Source organism: Roseomonas acroporae, from assembly GCF_023223525.1.
In the GTDB taxonomy this organism is placed as follows: Bacteria; Pseudomonadota; Alphaproteobacteria; order Acetobacterales; family Acetobacteraceae; genus Roseomonas_E; species Roseomonas_E acroporae.
The window spans coordinates 1-16,708 of record NZ_JALPRX010000088.1; the positions used below are offsets into that span (position 1 = coordinate 1).

Sequence of the window (16,708 nt, forward strand, 5' to 3'; positions counted from 1 at the left end):
GACGGGCAGGGAAGCAGCGGGGCTGCTTCCCGCCGCCGAGAAAGGAAGAGCAAGGCATGGCAAGGGACCGGGCGAACGAGGCAGGGGGCGAGCGGGCCGACGTCTACCAGCGGGTCACGGACCGGATCGTTGCCGCCATCGAGGCCGGCGCGAAGGCTGGGGACTGGCGGATGCCTTGGCACGCCGGGGCCGACGGCCGGCCCGCGGCGGCGCCGGTCAACGCGGCGACCGGCAAACCCTACCGCGGGGTCAACGTGCTGGCGCTCTGGGCCGCGGCGCACGCGGCGGGTCATGCGACCGGCATTTGGGCCACCTACCGCCAGTGGCAGGAGATCGGGGCGCAGGTGCGCAAGGGCGAGCAGGCCAGCCCCGTCGTGTTCTGGCGCGTGCTGGACGGGCGCGGCGCCGAGGAGGCCGGCGACGAGGGCGAGGACGAGGCGGCGGGCCGGGGCCGGCGGCTGCTGGCGCGCGGCTACAGCGTGTTCAACGCGGCGCAGGTCGAAGGCTACGAGCCCCCTGCCCTGCCCGTGCTGCCCGAGGCGGAGCGGATCGTGCGCGCCGACGCCTTCTTCGTGGCGCTGGGCGCCAGGGTCGAGCACGGCGGCGCGCGCGCCTGCTACGTGCCCGGCCAGGACCTGATCCGGCTGCCGCCCTTCGCGGCGTTCCGCGACGCGGTGGCCTACTACGCCACCTCGGCGCACGAGCACGTCCACTGGACCGCAGCGCCCGGCCGGTGCGGGCGCGACCTCACCGGCCGCTTCGGCTCGGAGGCCTACGCGGCGGAGGAATTGGTGGCGGAACTCGGGGCGGCCTTCCTCTGCGCCGACCTCGGCCTCGCGGCCGAGCCCCGGCCGGATCACGCGCAGTATGTGGCCTCCTGGCTCGCGGTGCTGCGGGGCGACAAGCGCGCGGTCTTCACCGCGGCGGCCAAGGCGCAGGCTGCGGCGGACTGGATGCACGCGCGCCAGCCGGGGGCGGGACAGGGGAGTGAGGCGGCGCCGGACCTCGCGGCGTAGCCGGGGCAGGCGAGGGCGGCTTCCGCCGCCCTCATCCTCTGGCGGCGCGGGCCGCTCCGCGGCGGCGCTGCGCGCCGCCCATAGGTGCTGGCCTTTTCAGGCCAGAACCTTCATAGTGCAGACACTAGAGGCATCCAGAGGATACGAGGTGCAGATCTTCTCGCTCATCAGCCAGAAGGGGGGCGCGGGCAAGAGCACCCTGGCCCGCCAGCTCGCCGTGCTAGCCGGCGAGGACGCGCCGAGCCTCCTGATCGACCGCGACCCACAGGAGACCACCACCAAGTGGTGGCAGCGGCGCCAGGCGCTCCAGCCGGCGCCGGAGCGCCCGGACCTGATCGACCTCGACGGCACCGACCTCACCACCGCCGCGGCAACGCTGCGCAAGCGGCCGGGCGGCGGGGCGGTGTTCGTGGACACCCGCCCGGCGGTCGCCGAGCCCGAGGCGGAGGCGGCGCGGGTCGCCGACCTAGTGATCGTCCCCGTCCGCCCGTCCCCCGACGACCTCGAGGCGGTGGGCGAGACGCTGAAGATCCTCCGCCGCCTCGGCCAGCGAGCGGTGCTGGTGGTCAACGCCGCCAAGAACGAGGGCCGGGCCCGCGACGCCCGCGCGGCGCTGTCGCGTTATCCCGTCCCGGTCTGTCCCACCCACATCGCCGACCGCGCGGTTTACCTCGACGCCTCGCTGGAGGGGCGCGGGGTGGGCGAGATGCGGGGCGCCGCCGCCCGCGACGCCCACGCCGAGCTCAGGACCGTGTGGGCTTGGCTGCAGGAGGTCGCCCATGAGCAGCACTAGGCGCGGGCGCTCGCTCGCCGAGGTCATGTCGCCTATCGAGGACGAGGCGCCGGCCGAGGCCGCGAAGCCGGTGGCGGGGCAGGGGGGCGACGCCGAGCCGGCCGGGGAGGAGGCGCGAGGCGCCCCCGCGGTGGTGCCGGTCAACATCCTGGTCGCGCCCGAGGACCGGCGGCGCCTGCGGCAGCTCAGCCTCGACACCAACCTCAGCCTGCAGAAGCTTGGGCACGAGGCGTGGAACCTGCTGCTTCAGAAACGCGGCCTGCCACCGCTCAAGCCGGTCAGCGCCAACGTGCCGAGCGGCCGAGCATCCGGCCGTTCTCGTACCTGAGTGACATAGGTTATAAGGTCAGAACCTTAAAAGGCGATAACCCAATCAGGGAAGTGTTGCTGCCACCCCTGATCGGCCTCCGCCGTCAACGAGCATGGTGGGACACCGACAACGGTGCTCCGCTCGGCCCATATCTTTCCAGGAATGGGCGATGTCGGACACCTACCCCGGGGCGAGGGCCTCCAGGATCCGGCACTCGGCAACCATGCCGTGGCGGCACTGCCCGATGATGGAGGCCAGTTCCCACGGCCTCGCAGGACGCGCTCTACAGATCCTTCAAATTGATCACATGAACAGGATTGTTCGCGATGGCCTTGCTCACGGCGGCTCTGGCAGACGATTCGTCCGAGAAAACCTCGTTCATGAAGCTGCCATCAAGGGTGAGCCTCGCCTTGCCATCCGGGGCATAGACATGAACCTGCACCACCTCGATGCCCCCTTCGACGTTCTTGACGACCGCGATCCCCTTCGAACCCGGGGCAGGTATTGTCACGTTTGACATCTCAGCTTCCAACAATCGCACTGGATCATTGAGGACCTATTAACCTAATAAGGTTACAAGGCAAGAAGTTTCTTGGGGTGCTCATCCCCGCCCCGGCGTGCCCGGGACCGAGGCCGATGGCGGATCGAGCCAGAGCGGCACTGCGCAGGCCCGGCGGCCGGCGACATCCGTCCACACCGCTCGCCCTTCGCAGCGGCGCAGTGCCGCCCCCACATCGTTGTTCTCGATCAGTCCGAGCCAGGCGCGCGCGGAAGCGGAGCCGTCCTGCAGCGCCGCGGCGAGCGCGCCGGCCGCGTCGCGGGCACGGGCGGCCTCCGCGGCGCGGCCCCAGGCGTAGCCGCCGCCGGCGGCGCCGAGCACGAGGAGGGCGACGCCGAGGCCGGCGCCGAAGGCGAAGCGCCGGTTCATCCCGAGCGCCAGGCGCGCCGCCTCCCGCTGTGCGCCGGCCGCCGCCGCAGCCGAGGCCTTGCGGACCAGTTCCGCCTGCGCCGCCGGGTCGAGCGGCCGGCGCACCGCCTCGATGCCGGCCGCGAAGGCGCCGAGCGCGGACGAGAGCCCGGCGAACGCGTGGCGCATCGGGTCGTTCTGCAGCGACGCCTTGGCGACCGCCCGCTCCAGCTCAGCCTGCGCCTCGCGGATCGCCGCGCCCGGGTCCTCTGCCGGGGCGGGGGAGGGGGCATCACCCGCGGCCCGTGCGATCGCCTCCCGTGCTGCCGTCACGGGAGCCAGGAGCGGATCGGCGCCAGCTCCGCCTCCATCGCCTCCAGCCACTTGCGCACCCGGCTGCGGTCGAAGGGGCCGAGCGGGGCGACCTGCCGCCCCTCCGGTACCTGCCCGTCGCGGGCGTCGGAGAAGTGCAGGCGCTTCGCTTCCACCTCGGCGGCGACGGCGGGCTCGAGGCGCGGCATCCACAGCGGCACCGCCCCGCGCGCTACCGCGGCACGGAAGGCGCTGTGGCGCAGCACGCGGGCGAAGGCGTCCTCGCGCGGCAGCGTCGGATCGGCCAGGCCCTCGTTGAGCAGGATCGCCACCGCCCGCGGCTGGAAGCCGCGCGCCTCGAAGGAGGCGAGGGAGGCGAGGTCGTCCACCCGCGGGCCGAGCGTGTAGACCGCGACCGGCGACACCCCGGCCTCCTCCATCGCGTCAGCGAGGTCGGGCACGTCGGCGAGCAGCCGGCCGAGGCTGGTGTCGCCGCCGCCGAGGTCGAGGAGGGCCGACTGCCGGTGCGCCATCAGGTGCCGCAGCAGCCGCTCCAGCCACTTCGCCACCGCCGCCGCATCGTTGGTCGGCGGCTCCTGCACCCCGCCGAGGAAGCCCGTGAGCGAGCGGTTCTGTGGGTCGAGCGCGGCGAACACCGCCTCGCGCCCGCCGTCGAGGATCACCTCGGCGAGGTAGCGCAGCAGCGTCGTCTTGCCGCTGCGGCCGGGACCGATGGCGAACCAAGCCTTGGCCCGGCCCGACAGGTCCACCGCCGGCGCGGCTGGGACGGGCCGCGCCTCCGCCGCCGCGGTGGCGGGGGGCAGGCCGACGACGAGCTCCTCCTCGCCGTCGAGCGCGGCACTGGCCGCAAAAGGGGTGATCGCCGCGCCCTTGGGCGCCTTGCGTTGGGTCACGTCGCGTCTCCGTCGGTTGGGCGCCGGCGCGCCCTGCCGAGCAGGGTCGCGGGCTTGAACTCGGGCTCGTCCGCCGCCGGCTCCTCGGGGTCGAGCAGGGGCAGGCCGAACGAAGGGGCCGCTGCGCGCGGTTCCGGCGCGGCGGCGGGTAGGGGAGGGGGCGGCGGAGGGGCAGCCGGGCCGGGCAGCGGGCGCCCTTTGCGCCGCGCCTCGGCCGCGGCGTCGCGGCGGACGCGCCACCAGACGTGGCGCACGGTCTCGGGGTTTATCGGCCCGCCGTCCGCGGCGGTGAAGCCGCGGCTGGCCAGGGCCGCCGCCACGGCCGCCCAGGTCGGGCTTTCCTCGGCGAGGAAGGCGGCGAAGGCCGCCCGCCGTGTGCGCATCCAGCGGTAGAGGGGCGAGCGGGTGGTCTTGCCGCTCCGCGCCACCTCTCGCCGCAGGGCGGCGAACTCGTCCTCCTCCGGGCTGCCCTCGGGCTTGGCTGGCATCCGCGGAGGCTACCCAGGCCTCCGGCGTGGAACAACCGCGGAAGGCCCGCAGGAGAGCCGTTGAACGATTGTTGAGCAGGCGTGGAAGAGACGTGGAAGCTGAAAAGGAGAGCTGGCTCACTCAGACCAATGCATCCTAGCGGATGCTTGCCCGCGCGTGCCGCGCGTGGTGGGATCGGGAACGCGGGGCACGGGCGGTTCCCTCCCCGGCGGGGAGGGAGAGAACAAAGCATGCCCGAGAACGCCACCGCGGTCGAGTTGGCGAAGCTGCGGACCTCGGTCGAGGCCCTCACCCAGGGGCTGCGGCTGATGGTGGAAACCCAGGAGACGCACACCGAGATGCTGCGCGCGATCCTGGACGCCGCCACCGGTGAACCGCCGGAGAGCGAGCTGCCGGAGCTGCTGCGCCAGATCGTGCAGCGCCTGGACGAGCAGACCGCCCTGCTGCAGCGGATCGAGGCCGCCGGGTCGCGCCGGACCCCGCCGGCCTGACCGGGCGCGCCCGGCCGTGCTGACCTTCCGTAAGGGGGCCGTCGCTGCGCCGTCGGCCGCGCGGGCGATGGCCGAGCACCTGCTGGAGGAGACGCTCTCGCCGGAGCGTCTGGGGGTAGCCGAGTACTACACCCGCGGCCTCGGCGCGCGGCCGCACCACCAGCTCGACGCGGCGGAGGCGGCCGGGCCGCCCGGCGTCGGCGTGGTGCCGACGCCGCGACGGGACCTGCACCCGCGCGTCGCCGAGATCCTCGGCCTCGACCCGAACGCGCCGCCCTCGGTCGAGGCGGTGGCGAACATCCTCGGCGGCAAGCGGGCCGACGGCGGCGAGCTTCAGACCAACGCCGCCGCGGGCGCCCGCAGCGTCGCCTACATCGACCTGTGCTTCTCCGCGCCGAAGAGCGTGTCGCTCGCCTGGGCCTTTGCCGAGACCGAGGCCGAGCGCGGCTCCATCCTGCAGGCGCACAAGGACGCGGTGGACGCGGCGCTGCGCTACGTCGCCGGGGAGATCGGCGTCGCCCGGCGCGGCGATGGCGGCCGGGGCGGGTCCGAGCCGGGGCACATCGGCTGGATCGCCTTCGAGCACTACACCAGCCGCCCGACCGTCGAGCTGGCCCGCGCCGACCCGGAGACGGGGGTGGTGGAGACCGAGCTGCACACGGTGAAGGTCGCTGGCGATCCGCAGCTGCACACCCACTGCGCCGTGCCGAACGTCGTCGTCACCGACGCCGGCCACGTCGGCGCGCTCGACCTTGCCGCCACGCGCGGGCGCATCCACGAGTTCGGCGCCTACTACCAGGCGCGGCTGGCCGCGAACCTCCGTCGCATCGGCGTCGCCGTGGAGCTCGACGGGCGCACCGGCATGGCGCGGCTGCCCGCCGTCCCGGAGCGGGTCTGCACCGAGTTCAGCAAGCGCACTCGCGATGCCGAGGGGGCGGCGCGGGCTGAGGCGCGGCGCCGCGGGGTGGACTGGGACGGGCTCTCGCCGGAGGGCAAGATCGCCTTTCTCAAGGGCGGCGCCGGGGCGAGCCGGCGGGGCAAGGCCGACGACCTGGGCGACTTCGCGGCCTGGCACGCCCAGGCCGAGGCGCTCGGCTGGCGTCACCGCAGCGCCGTGGATCCGTGCGGGCCGGTGCCCACCCCGGTGCGCGCGGAGCGGCTGGCGCGCGCCTACCGGGCGGCGCTGCCCTTCCTGGAGGCGGAGTTCGCCCGGCGCTCAGTGCTGGCCGGCGCGGACGCGCGCGCCGCGGCGGCGCGGGGCTTGATCGCTGCTGGGATCGAGGACGCGGCCGACATCGACGCGGTCACGCGCGCCATGCGTGAGCGCGGCGTGCGCCAGGACGGGCGGGCGACGTCGCTGGTCTGGGGGCGCGAGGGCGAGCGCGGCGAGGTGCGGATCACCACCGCGCTGCACGAGGCGCAGGAGGCCGAGCTGGTCCGCTTGGCCCGCGCCGCGGCGGCCGACCGCTCGGCGGCGCTCCCGCGGGAGGCCATCGCGGCGGCGGTAGCGCGGAGCGGGCTCGACTTTTCGGGCGCGCACGGGGCGGCGCAGCGGGCGGCGATGGACCGGCTCGGCGACGCCGGGCGGCTCGCCGTCGCGGTGGGCGCCGCCGGCGCGGGCAAGACGACGCTGCTGCGCCCGCTCGTGGAGGTGTGGACCTCCGAAGGTTCGGAGGTTCACGGGGTGGCGCTCGCTTGGCGACAGGCCGAACCGCTGGCCGAGGCCGGCATCGCCAAGGCGCGCTGCGCTGCGCTCGCGCCCTTCCTGGACCGCGCCGCCCGGGGCGAGATCACCCTCGGCCCACAGAGCGTCGTCGTGCTGGACGAGCTCGGCCAAGTCGGGGCGCGGCAGATGCTGGAGCTGCTGCGGCTGCGCGAGCGGCGCGGCTTCCGGATCGTGGCACTCGGCGACGACCGCCAGTGCGCGGCGATCGAGGCGGGGCCGGTGGTCTCGCTGCTGCGCCGCGCGCTCGGCGAGACGGCGATTCCGGAGATCGTCACCACCCGCCGGCAGCGGACCGAGCGGGAGCGCGAGATCGCCGGCCACTTCCGCGAGGGCCGCGCGGCCGAGGCGCTGGAGATGAAGCGCGCCGACGGCACGGCCGAGTTGGTGCCGGGCGGCTACGACGCCGCGGTGCGCCGCGCCGCCGCGCTCTGGGCCGAGCGGCGGGCCGCCAACCGCCACGACCCGACCTTCTCCATCACCGTCACCGCGCCGACCAACGCCGACGCCCGCGCCGTCGCCGCGGCGATCCGCGAGGAGCGGCGGGCGATGGGCGAGCTCGGGCCGGATCTCGTGACCCTGCGGGCGACAGACCAAGCGGGCGCCGCCTATCCCCTGCCGCTCGCCGTCGGCGACCGGGTGCGGCTGTTTGGGCGCGCCAACGCCGCCTTCGAGGGCGGCACGGTCGGCAACATCGGCAACAACGGCTCCGTGCTGGAGGTCCGCGGGATCGAAGTGGCCGGGCTCAGGCTGCGCACGGCCGAGGGCCGCGTCGGCCTGGTGCGCTGGGAGACGCTCGCCGACCGCGACACCGGGCGGGTGCGCCTCGCCCACGGCGACGTGCTGACGGTGGACGCGGCGCAGGGCCTCACCAGCGCCGAGCACATCAATGCCCTGCCGGCGGGCTCGGCTGCGCTCGGCGGCGCCAAGGGCTACGTCGCCGAGAGCCGGCACCGCGAGCGGTCCTGGCTGGTGGGCAGCGACGGCGCCGAGCGGCGGGAGGTGACGGAGCGGCGCATGCTCGGCGACCCGCGCCCGGTCACGACCGAGGATGCCTGGGAAAACCTCGCGCGCAACCTCGCCCGCCGGCCAGAGAAGGAGAGCGCGCTCGCCTTCCTGGAACGGGCACGGGAGGTCGGGCGCGGGGCGGCGCGGGCGATGCAGGGCGCCTTCCGGGGCACCGAGGCGCGGGCGGCCGAGGGCCGGTCGGCCACGGCGCTCGCCGGCCGTCTCGGCCAGCGGCGCGAGGCGCGGGCGGTGGCCGAGGCGGCGGCGCAGCTTCGACGGGCGCTAGAGGAACGGTGGGCGGCGCTGCGGACCCTCGCCGGCCGGCTCGCGCGGGCAGGCGAGGGGGCCGTGGCGTCCTCCTTGGCCGAGGCGCTGCGAGACCGGGCGGCGGGCGCACAGCGATCCGCCGCGACGGCGAGGGATGCCGCCCCGGATCACGGCCCGAGGCCCGGGGCGCTTCGCGCCGCCGCGGCGCGCCGCCGGGAAACGCAGGCCATCGCGACCGTCGCTGACCGACTCTGGATCGCGCTGGAGGAGCGCGGGGCAGCCCTGGCGGGCATGGGGCAGGGGAGGAGCGTGGTGGCACGGGACGGGCGCCAGGAAGTCTCGGCCGGGGCGCCGCGCGACGGCCGGCGCGGGGAGGCTCCGCAGCGGGCCTTCGCCGCGGGCGAGGTGGAGGCGGCCTTCGCGCAGGTGCTGCGCCGGGCCGGGCTACGCCCGCCGGGGTCCGTGGTGATGGACGGGATGCTGCGGCGCGTGCCGGTGGAGGGTGACCGCAAGGGCCAGCGGTCCGGCACCTACGTCGGGCACCTCGACGGCTGGCCCGCGGGCTACGTTCGCAACCACCGCACGGGCGAGGAGGTGCGCTGGAGAGCCGAGGCGCCACGCGCGCTGCGGCCGGAGGAGCGCGCGGCCCTCGCCCAGGCGACCGCGGCGCGGGCGACCCGGCGGGCAGAGCGGCGCTTGGAGGAGCAGCGCCGGGCGGCGCGCCTCGCTCACCGGCTCTGGGCGGCGGCGCGCCCGGCCGGGGCGCATCCCTACCTCGCCGCCAAGGGCGTTTCCGCGCACGGGCTGCTGCGGGTGGACGAGAAGGGCAACCTGCTGGTGCCGGTGCAGGGGATGGACGGCGGGCTCTGGGGCCTGCAGCGCATCCGCCTGGACGGGTCGAAGCTGTTCCTCAAGGGCGCCCGCACCGAGGGCGGGCACCTGCTGATCGGCAAGCTGGAAGCCGGCACGCCGCTGCTGGTGGCCGAGGGCTACGCCACCGGCGCCACGCTGCATGCGGCGACGGGGCTGCCGGTCGCGGTGGCCTTCAACGCGCACAACCTCGAGGCCGTGGCGCGGGCCTACCGTGTGGCAAATCCGGTCCGGCTCATCGTGGTCGCGGGCGACGACGGCCGCCGCCTGCCGCTCCGCGCGGCGCCGCTGCCGAACGTCGGGCGGGAACGGGCCGAGGCGGCCGCCGCGGCCGTGGGCGGCGTCGCCGTGCTGCCCTCCTTCGCGCCTAGTGAGCGCGGAACCGATTGGAACGACGTCACGCGCCGGAGGGGGCTGGGGCTGGTGAGGGCGGCTATGGAAGCTGCGGTGGCCGAACTGCGGGCGGTGATGTCGGAGGAGCAGCGGCCGCAAACGGCAGCACCGGAGCGGGAACGCAAAGCCGGGCGGGAGCGCCTGGGACCGCGGCGGGGAATGCGGATGTGAACCGCAGCCAGCAACGGGAAAGGATGCGAGGCCGATGCCGTCAGCCGCCCCGCAGTTCGCTCGGACCGTTACGCCAGTTCCAGGACCCGGCCGGCATGCGTAGCCTCGTCGGTGAGGGCGGCAAAAGCAGGCACAGCAGGTGACAACCAAGGCGTCGGTCGCCTCGTCGCAGATGACAATGCACACAGTGCCGACCGGCGTCCGCGCTGCTCGACCTCACCCTGGGCCCGAGGCGGCGGCGGCCCGGCGCATCGTGACCTGCAGGCGGGGCGGACACTGTTCATGCTCTGATCTGCCGTCGAATTGATGGACACCCCTGAGAGCGAGGAAGGTGTCCGATGAGCAAGACACGGCGAGAGTTCACGCCGGAGTTCAAGCAGGAGGCGGTCGCGCTGTTGCGCTCCTGTGGCCGTCCGCTGACGCAAGTCGCGGGCGAGTTGGACATCCAGCCCTCCATGCTGCGCAGCTGGCGGCGACGGCAGAACGGCGAGGTACCACGGCCGCAGCCCGTTGCGGCAAGCAGTGGCTCTGTTGCTTCGCCACCTGGCCCAGCATCCTCGCCGGCGGATCAGGCCGCCGAGATTGCGCGCCTGCGTCGTGAGCTCGAGCGCACACGCCTTGAGCGTAACATTTTAAAAAACCGGTCGCGGGCCGGCATCCCGCCTGTGGCGGTAGAAATGGTGGTGCTAGCTTCAGCGCTGGAGGGGAGCGGCCGTCGGCTTTCTGGTGGCGAATGACCCCGTCAAAAAACATGGCCCATGGGCTCATGCGCACTTGAGAGTGGTGACGCCGCAGGCGATCCCGGTCAGGAAGTTGATCTTGTGGCGCAGCCCAGCCCCTCCATGGGTCGGAGGAGGCAGTCCCATGGTCCTCCTGACGTCCGACCGCCGGAACGCGAACGAAGGTTCACCGTTTCGGCGCGGCACCGCGAGGCGTCGCATGAGGAGCATGGGTGCGGCGGCATGGAGCGACAGCTGGCGGAGGCGTGGCGGACCTCGAAGTCCCATCCAGCTGCTATGGCCGCCCTTGGTCGAGAAGCTCTGGCCCGGGAGGACACCGCCCCTCCAGATTTGGGCGGCCGAGCATTGCTACCCTGGCGTCGATGGCGGGGTGTCTTCTTCGCCCTCCTCGAGAAGATCAATGAGCTCAGCCACGCGGCCCGAAGCGAGAGGCTGGCCACTGTTCATCAGGGCTTCGTTGTTGCTGAGCCACGCATATGCCTCGGCTAGTTCTTCGCGGGTTGCGCCTGTGGCCAGAATGCGGGCCATCAGGTCGTTGTCCACCGTCCCGAGGATCGAACGGACATCCTCCCCTGTCAGAGCAGACATCGCGGTCTCCCTACTTTGGCCGGGTCGCGTTCGGCATGGCGGTCACTGGGCTGCGGACGCTCCACCTGCCGGCGGCTTTCCCGGCCAGTTATCCTTGCTCGCGTGAGAATGACGACCCTGGCCTGGGGTTGCACACATTGCCCCTCCGCTCGGTCCTGCGCCGTCTAGAGCATCCAGCGCCGCGCCAGGCGCTGGCCGGCATGGCCTTGGGGAATCACCATGCCGTGCATGACAGGGTCCAGACGCGGAGCTTGCACCGGCGGCACGCTCGTGACTGTCCCGGCGAGCCGAGCGACGCGCTCCCGAATGGTCGGATGGGTGCGCAGCCAGCGCAGCCACCAGGCGCCGCTGCGCGTGGCCAGCCGCTCCCAGTCATCGCCCTGAAGGCGTTCGAGCCGCAGCAGTGCGGCTGCGAGCCCAGCGGGATCGCCGGTGAGCTCCACAGCCCCGGCATCGGCGAGGAACTCACGTCGCCGCGAGAGGGAAAGCGTGAGCAGGTCGCCCACCGTCGGTGCGACGACGAGCAGCAGGATGGCTAGCGGCGACGGCACCGCGCCGGCGGCCATCAGGATCGGCAGCCAGAGCAGCAGTAGGATGCTGCCGAGCAGGCCCATGCCGCGCGTCAGTGCCGCTGCGGCGGCGGCAAGGCGCATGACCCACAGGTCCCCGTGGCGAAGGTGAGCCATTTCATGCGCAAGCACGCCTGCCACTTCCCGGGGTGGCAGGGCGGCGAGCAGGCCGGTGGTCAAGGCGATCGCCGGCCTGTCCCGCCCACCACCGGCCATCGCCTGAAGCTGGCGTGAGGGGATCAGGTGCAGCATGGGGAGGCGCGAAAGGCCGGCCCGGCGGGCCAGCTCCCGGGTCAGCGCATAGAGTTCCGGTGCCTGCGCCGGGTGGAGCGGGACGGCGCCGAACACGTAGCGGAATGCCGGATCGCCCGCGCCAGGCTCCAGCAGGAGTAACAGCAGCGCGGCGCCGGCCGCGAGCAGCATGCCGTCTGGGCCAGCCAGGAGGCTGCCCGTCACCGCCGCGAGCAGCCCAAGGCCAGCAAGCAGCAGTATCGACTGCAGCCGGTTCTCCCACTGGTGGCGGCGCAGCGCCGCCCGGTCGAGCCAGAGCGCCGTTGGCGAGGTCGCCGTCAGAAATGCAGGGCCGGACCGACGGCGCATGGTTCCTCTCATTACCAGTGGCAGGCGGCGAGGCAAGGCTGTGCTGCCGCAGCGGTGTAGACCCGCCCAATCTACGCCGGAAGGATAGGCGGCGCGGGCGATCTGACAGGAGACACCACGCACCCCTGCCAGAAACAGCCTCGCTCTCGGTGCTGCGCTACCACCATGCGGTCATGCGAGAGGTCGCATCGGGAGCGCGGTCAAGGCGGTCTTGAATTCATGGTCGCTTCGACTAGCTAGTCGGTCGCCGAACGCCCATGGAGGGGTTTGGCGAGGAGCCCATCGGGCTCCCGGTCTCGTATCCATGTTGCTCGAAGAGGATATGGCTATGGGAATGATGGATCTTGCTCCGCTCAGCCGGTCCCTGATCGGCTTCGACCGGATGTTCGAGGACGCCCTGCGCCTCAATCCGGACGACAACTATCCGCCGTACAACATCGAGAAGACGGGCGATGACGCATACCAGGTGACCCTGGCTGTCGCGGGCTTCACGCCTGACGAGCTGACCATCACCTGGCAGCCGAACTCGCTGGTTGTCGCCGGCAAGAAGGCCGAGCAGAACGGCGGCCAGTATCTCCACCGCGGGATCGCCGGACGGTCCTTCCAGCGCCAGTTCAGCCTGGCTGACTATGTGAAGGTGGCCGGCGCCAGCCTGGAGAACGGCATGCTCTCCATCGATCTGGTGCGCGAGGTGCCTGAGGCTCTGAAGCCGCGGCGCATCGAGATCGCGAACAGCAATCAGCCGCAGCAGATCGAGAGCAAGGCGGCCTGAACAGCAGCTGATCATCTGAACAAGCAGTCGGTGTGGGCGTCAGCCGGGCTGGCGCCCGCGCCTCCTGTCCGTCTGAGATGAGGTGTATCATGGACGTGAAGGGCCTGATGCCCTGGAGCCGAAGCCGCAACCTGCCGGCCTCGCGCTTCTCCGGGGAGGACAACCCATTCCTCGCGCTGCATCGCGAGATGAACCGCACATTCGACGACTTCCTGCGCGGCTTTGATCTGCCCGTTGCCCAGGGCGGCTGGAGCGGTGCGTGGCCGCACGTCGAACTGTCCGAAACGGACAAGGACGTGCGCGTTGTCGCTGAGCTTCCTGGCCTGGAGGAAAAGGACGTCGAGCTCACGCTGAACGACAACGTGCTGACGCTCAAGGGCGAGAAGAAGACTGAGAACGAGAGCCCGACCTATACTGAGCGGTGGCACGGCAAGTTCCAGCGTTCGATCCAGCTCGGCTCGGAGGTGGACCCGGACAAGATCGAGGCCTCGTTCAAGAACGGGGTGCTGACGGTGACCCTTCCGAAGCGGCCAGACAGTCAGAACAAGGCCAAGCGCATCGCGATCAAGGCTGGCTGACCCTCGCGGCCGCCCAGGGTCTCAGGCCCTGGGCGGCTCTTCTCGCGTAGTGGAGAACGCACCCGATCCGCGATGATGGCGGGAATGGCCGTGCAAAGGCGCGCCGGTTTCATCGCCTCGATCGTCCCCCCCCGTCTCGGCTGGCTGGTGCCAGCTGACGGCCGACACGAGCCTGCCGCCTTATGGGAGCGGTGGGTCGTCCGCCTGCAAAGCCGTCGTCTTCCCTCCATCCTGCTGACCGGGGGCTCGTGCGACGACGACCAGCGCGGGACGGAGCAGCCGGCCGTTGAGGAGCCACACCGAGCTCCAGGCCTGGATGACGATGCCAGGGGGATGGTCCATGCTCGGCTGCTCGGTAATGGCCACGTGGACATTCGGATCGAAAGCCTGGCCGGTCGGGTCCTGGCGCGTGATCTCGTGCCTGTCGAGGACCGCCAGGAAGCTGCGCTCGATACCGCCCAGACCTTCCCGGAGCCGAGAGATGACTTCCGGTTCCTCCAGCACGGAGGCTGGCAAGCTGACAGGACCGCGCTGGAGGTCTTCCGCCGCTTTGACCACGTCCCGTGCGAATCTCTGAATTGCATATTGCCGGGTATCCTCGACCTCTCGCGCTGTTCGCGTGCGGAGATTGGCCATCTCTGCCTCGGCGCGGATCCAACGGTCCTTCAGCGCGTCCCGTTCGGCCTCCAGCTCGGCGACGCGGTCCGACGCTGCCGCCGCAGATTGACCATGATCCTCGCCGGACTCTTCCGGACTGCCAGGCGGCGGATCATGGCCCTCATTCGGATCGGTGCTCATGGCAGATGCTCGGTGAGCCTATGTTTGAGCGCCCCGTTGTCACGTGGCCAATTGCTGGACCCAGCCCTTGAGTGCGTTGAGGTCCGTCACGCCAGCGCGGCGGGCTGCGACCTGCCCCTTCTTGAACGCGATCAGGGCTGGAATGCCCTGAATGCCGTACTCGTTCGCAAGCTGCGGCTCCGCATCCACGTCGACCTTCACGAAGCGCGCCCGCGGCTCGAGCTCCCGGGCTGCCCGTTCGAAGACCGGCGCCATCGTCCGGCACGGACCGCACCACGCGGCCCAGAAATCGGCGATTACAGGGATATCGTTTTCGGCCACGTGCTTGCGGAACCGCCCTGTCGTGAGGGCAATCGGCTTTCCTTCGAAGAGCCGGGCGTGGCAACGCCCGCACTTGGCCGCGTCGACCGGGCGGTCGCGGGGAATGCGATTGGTCGCGTCGCATTTCGGGCAAACGACGTGGAAGGTGTCCGACATTGATTCTCTCCTCCGAGCAAGCACTCCTTAGGTTGCGCATACATTCTGGTGTCGGGGGCAGCCTCATTCCAGCCGGGCGGATGGCTCGAGCGACATAGAAGGACGCCGGCTTTGCGGAGCCGCCGCGACCTCCTCGGACGTCCTGAAGTCAACCCTGCCGAGCATCTTCAAGATCGGAATCAGCGCTCCTATTTCGTTGGCCGACTTGGGGCGTCCTCCGGACGCTCTTTCCAAGGAGGATCAGACAAGAGCCGAGAGAAGTGCGACATGGAGAACGACCTTTCGCGGTCTGAGCCGCAACTCCGCCGCCTGCACGAAATGGAGCAGGCCTTCGCTGCCCTCGCCCCCGAGATCAAGGAGAGCCCCGAGAAGCGGGCGATCTCGCTGCTGCATGGGATGGTCCAGGAGCTCTGGCGCAACCTGCGCCAATCCCAGCCTCTCGTTCCGGGCGGTGGCCCGACACTGCAGGACGTGGCGGATCTTCACCAGCACGCCCCGAAGATGGAAGGGCCGGCGCTGAACGCGCCGCTCCCGGTGGGCGTGCCCGCGCCTGACTTTGCCCTGCCGGATGCTCAGGGCCGGATCCATCGCCTGAGCGACTTCCGTGGCAAGCCGACGGTGCTGGCCTTCTATCCGCTGGACTGGAGCCCCGGCTGCAGTCGGCAGCTGGATTTGTACCAGCAGGAGCTCGATGAGTTCATCCGCCGCGGGGTGAACCTGGTCGGCATTTCCGTCGACAGTGTCTACAGCCACGGCGCCTGGGCGACGGTGCGGGGCATCACCTTCCCACTGCTCGCGGATTTCCACCCGAAGGGCGAAGTGGCGAAGCGGTATCACGTCTGGCGGGAGCCTGACGGCTTCTCCGAGCGCGCGCTCTACGTGCTGGATGACCAGGGGATGATCCGCCACGCGCATGTCTCGCCGCAGTTGCACCATGTTCCTGACATCTACGAGCTCTTCGCCGTGCTCGACGATGTCGCAAAACAAAAGGCAGCGTGAGGAGCTGACAAGATGCTTGGCACGATCTATGGCGCTCCGGCTCGCCCTGTCGGGCTGCGGACCGGGCCCGTTGTGGTCTATGGCAATCGCTGGTGCGGCATCACCATGATGGTGCGTCGTTATCTGGATCGCGCCGGAGTGCCGTACCAGTTCGTCGACCTGGAAACGCATCCGGAGGTACGTCAGCAACTCGAATGGGTGACTGGCGGGTATGTCGCCAGCCCGACCGTCTATGTCGGGGGTGAGGTGCTGGTGCAGCCCTCCATCTCGGAGCTTGAATGGGCTCTCTCCCGGAGCGGCGTCCGGTAAATCAGCACGCGGCGAAGCCTGGCGCGCCCAGGCTTTCCGCCTTCTGCTTCTCGACGACAAGGGGCTTGGGGCCCCCGGGATGGGCCGCCTCGTCCGGCTCGTCCCCGGGGGCATTGTGCCGGGCCTTGGCCGGGTTATCTCCCTCGGCGCACCCTCGCGGACACGCGGAGGGACCGGTTCGTTAGCCGATGACCCTCCGGATGCCCGTCACGGGTGCGAAGGGCGGTGGGTCGCTGGCAGGAAAGGACCCTTCAACGGCCTCGTCCAGCAATGGGTCGAGGTCCAGCGCCTCCGCGGCGTGGGCGGCCCCGCCGTGTTCGTTCGCCGGACCCTGCGGACGTCCTTCTGTAACCTGGGGAAGGAAGGCTCGTTCTCCGATCTTTTCGGACCCGATCTCGGGCGCGCCCTGCCTTCCTGAACCTGGCCTTTCGTCCTGAATGCTCGACATCGATTGCTCCAGGGCAACGAGGAAAAACGTTTCTGCTCGCATCGGTGGTCGCGGGGCACGGCCGCGCGTCCACCGGATGCTTGTGGAGATATGTCGCGTCACTCGCGGGCCAATAGGTTACGAAGCCAATTCACGATCCTGCCCGGCAGGACCTCGTTCCAGCAGC

At 71.6% G+C, this 16,708-nt stretch carries 17 protein-coding genes and 1 pseudogene; 10 read left to right on the forward strand and 8 right to left on the reverse strand.

Annotated elements, in window-relative coordinates; translation table 11 throughout:
- The first annotated feature begins 56 nt into the window (after nt 1-56).
- The 3 genes from M0638_RS19300 to M0638_RS19310 all read left to right on the forward strand — a co-directional run bounded on the left by M0638_RS19300 (nt 57) and on the right by M0638_RS19310 (nt 2,137).
- The gene (locus tag M0638_RS19300; RefSeq protein ID WP_248668643.1) at nt 57-1,016 is read left to right on the forward strand and encodes an ArdC family protein; all 960 of its coding nucleotides are present in this window, start codon (nt 57-59) and stop codon (nt 1,014-1,016) included.
- A 148-nt stretch (nt 1,017-1,164) separates the two neighbouring features.
- Complete coding sequence (locus tag M0638_RS19305) at nt 1,165-1,809, forward strand: AAA family ATPase (protein ID WP_171616710.1); 645 nt, start codon at nt 1,165-1,167, stop codon at nt 1,807-1,809.
- Complete coding sequence (locus tag M0638_RS19310) at nt 1,796-2,137, forward strand: ribbon-helix-helix domain-containing protein (RefSeq protein WP_248668644.1); 342 nt, start codon at nt 1,796-1,798, stop codon at nt 2,135-2,137. The genes M0638_RS19305 and M0638_RS19310 overlap by 14 nt, the downstream gene beginning before the upstream one ends.
- A 265-nt stretch (nt 2,138-2,402) precedes the next feature.
- Here the strand turns inward: M0638_RS19310 and M0638_RS19315 are convergent, their stop codons facing one another.
- The 4 genes from M0638_RS19315 to M0638_RS19330 all read right to left on the reverse strand — a co-directional run bounded on the left by M0638_RS19315 (nt 2,403) and on the right by M0638_RS19330 (nt 4,740).
- A complete protein-coding gene (locus M0638_RS19315; RefSeq protein WP_248668645.1) occupies nt 2,403-2,639 on the reverse strand; it encodes a hypothetical protein in 237 nt (78 codons plus the stop codon).
- Nucleotides 2,640-2,720: 81 nt separating this feature from the next.
- Nucleotides 2,721-3,359, reverse strand: coding sequence for a hypothetical protein (locus M0638_RS19320; RefSeq protein WP_248668646.1), 639 nt, complete (start codon nt 3,357-3,359; stop codon nt 2,721-2,723).
- Nucleotides 3,356-4,252, reverse strand: a complete 897-nt coding sequence (locus M0638_RS19325) for a hypothetical protein (RefSeq protein WP_248668647.1) — start codon at nt 4,250-4,252, stop codon at nt 3,356-3,358. The genes M0638_RS19320 and M0638_RS19325 overlap by 4 nt, the downstream gene beginning before the upstream one ends.
- On the reverse strand, nt 4,249-4,740 hold the full coding sequence (locus M0638_RS19330; protein WP_248668648.1) for a hypothetical protein: 492 nt from the start codon (nt 4,738-4,740) through the stop codon (nt 4,249-4,251). Before M0638_RS19330 ends, M0638_RS19325 begins: the two co-directional genes overlap by 4 nt.
- 231 nt (nt 4,741-4,971) lie before the next feature.
- Here M0638_RS19330 and M0638_RS19335 point away from each other — a divergent pair, with 231 nt between their 5' ends.
- The 3 genes and pseudogenes from M0638_RS19335 to M0638_RS19345 form a co-directional block, all read left to right on the forward strand.
- Nucleotides 4,972-5,232 carry a hypothetical protein gene (locus tag M0638_RS19335; RefSeq protein ID WP_248668649.1) on the forward strand — a complete coding sequence of 87 codons (261 nt, stop codon included), beginning with the start codon at nt 4,972-4,974 and terminating at the stop codon, nt 5,230-5,232.
- Nucleotides 5,233-5,248: 16 nt separating this feature from the next.
- Nucleotides 5,249-9,664 carry a MobF family relaxase gene (mobF, locus tag M0638_RS19340; RefSeq protein WP_248668650.1) on the forward strand — a complete coding sequence of 1,472 codons (4,416 nt, stop codon included), beginning with the start codon at nt 5,249-5,251 and terminating at the stop codon, nt 9,662-9,664.
- A 338-nt stretch (nt 9,665-10,002) separates the two neighbouring features.
- A pseudogene (locus tag M0638_RS19345) lies at nt 10,003-10,314 on the forward strand (transposase); the annotation flags it as partial.
- A gap of 438 nt (nt 10,315-10,752) precedes the next feature.
- Here the strand turns inward: M0638_RS19345 and M0638_RS19350 are convergent.
- Nucleotides 10,753-10,992 carry a hypothetical protein gene (locus tag M0638_RS19350; RefSeq protein WP_248668651.1) on the reverse strand — a complete coding sequence of 80 codons (240 nt, stop codon included), beginning with the start codon at nt 10,990-10,992 and terminating at the stop codon, nt 10,753-10,755.
- 164 nt (nt 10,993-11,156) lie between these two features.
- Nucleotides 11,157-12,161, reverse strand: coding sequence for a M48 family metalloprotease (locus tag M0638_RS19355; protein WP_248668652.1), 1,005 nt, complete (start codon nt 12,159-12,161; stop codon nt 11,157-11,159).
- Nucleotides 12,162-12,495: 334 nt separating this feature from the next.
- On the opposite strand from M0638_RS19355, the gene M0638_RS19360 reads away from it, so the two are divergent.
- A complete protein-coding gene (locus tag M0638_RS19360; protein WP_456316048.1) occupies nt 12,496-12,933 on the forward strand; it encodes an Hsp20 family protein in 438 nt (145 codons plus the stop codon).
- 89 nt (nt 12,934-13,022) lie between these two features.
- A complete protein-coding gene (locus M0638_RS19365) occupies nt 13,023-13,511 on the forward strand; it encodes an Hsp20/alpha crystallin family protein (protein WP_248668654.1) in 489 nt (162 codons plus the stop codon).
- A 180-nt stretch (nt 13,512-13,691) separates the two neighbouring features.
- Here M0638_RS19365 and M0638_RS19370 read toward each other — a convergent pair whose 3' ends face one another.
- Together M0638_RS19370 and trxC are read right to left on the reverse strand one after the other, a co-directional pair.
- Nucleotides 13,692-14,309 (reverse strand): nucleotide exchange factor GrpE, encoded by a 618-nt coding sequence (locus tag M0638_RS19370; protein ID WP_248668655.1) that lies wholly within the window; start codon nt 14,307-14,309, stop codon nt 13,692-13,694.
- Nucleotides 14,310-14,348: 39 nt separating this feature from the next.
- Complete coding sequence (gene trxC / locus M0638_RS19375; protein ID WP_248668656.1) at nt 14,349-14,786, reverse strand: thioredoxin TrxC; 438 nt, start codon at nt 14,784-14,786, stop codon at nt 14,349-14,351.
- A 267-nt stretch (nt 14,787-15,053) separates the two neighbouring features.
- Here trxC and M0638_RS19380 point away from each other — a divergent pair, with 267 nt between their 5' ends.
- On the forward strand, nt 15,054-15,785 hold the full coding sequence (locus M0638_RS19380; protein WP_248668657.1) for a redoxin domain-containing protein: 732 nt from the start codon (nt 15,054-15,056) through the stop codon (nt 15,783-15,785).
- A gap of 12 nt (nt 15,786-15,797) precedes the next feature.
- Entirely contained in the window at nt 15,798-16,094 is a 297-nt protein-coding gene (locus tag M0638_RS19385) for a glutaredoxin family protein (protein WP_248668658.1), read from the forward strand.
- The last annotated feature ends 614 nt before the right edge of the window (nt 16,095-16,708 follow it).

Bases quoted from the DNA above. Each gene is read 5' to 3' on its own strand.
- M0638_RS19300 (WP_248668643.1), top strand. From the start codon at position 57: ATGGCAAGGGACCGGGCGAACGAGGCAGGGGGCGAGCGGGCCGACGTC.
- M0638_RS19310 (WP_248668644.1), top strand. From the start codon at position 1,796: ATGAGCAGCACTAGGCGCGGGCGCTCGCTCGCCGAGGTCATGTCGCCT.
- M0638_RS19315 (WP_248668645.1), bottom strand. From the start codon at position 2,639: ATGTCAAACGTGACAATACCTGCCCCGGGTTCGAAGGGGATCGCGGTC.
- M0638_RS19330 (WP_248668648.1), bottom strand. From the start codon at position 4,740: ATGCCAGCCAAGCCCGAGGGCAGCCCGGAGGAGGACGAGTTCGCCGCC.
- M0638_RS19335 (WP_248668649.1), top strand. From the start codon at position 4,972: ATGCCCGAGAACGCCACCGCGGTCGAGTTGGCGAAGCTGCGGACCTCG.
- M0638_RS19350 (WP_248668651.1), bottom strand. From the start codon at position 10,992: ATGTCTGCTCTGACAGGGGAGGATGTCCGTTCGATCCTCGGGACGGTG.
- M0638_RS19355 (WP_248668652.1), bottom strand. From the start codon at position 12,161: ATGCGCCGTCGGTCCGGCCCTGCATTTCTGACGGCGACCTCGCCAACG.
- M0638_RS19360 (WP_456316048.1), top strand. From the start codon at position 12,496: ATGATGGATCTTGCTCCGCTCAGCCGGTCCCTGATCGGCTTCGACCGG.
- M0638_RS19365 (WP_248668654.1), top strand. From the start codon at position 13,023: ATGGACGTGAAGGGCCTGATGCCCTGGAGCCGAAGCCGCAACCTGCCG.
- M0638_RS19370 (WP_248668655.1), bottom strand. From the start codon at position 14,309: ATGAGCACCGATCCGAATGAGGGCCATGATCCGCCGCCTGGCAGTCCG.
- trxC (WP_248668656.1), bottom strand. From the start codon at position 14,786: ATGTCGGACACCTTCCACGTCGTTTGCCCGAAATGCGACGCGACCAAT.
- M0638_RS19380 (WP_248668657.1), top strand. From the start codon at position 15,054: ATGGAGAACGACCTTTCGCGGTCTGAGCCGCAACTCCGCCGCCTGCAC.
- M0638_RS19385 (WP_248668658.1), top strand. From the start codon at position 15,798: ATGCTTGGCACGATCTATGGCGCTCCGGCTCGCCCTGTCGGGCTGCGG.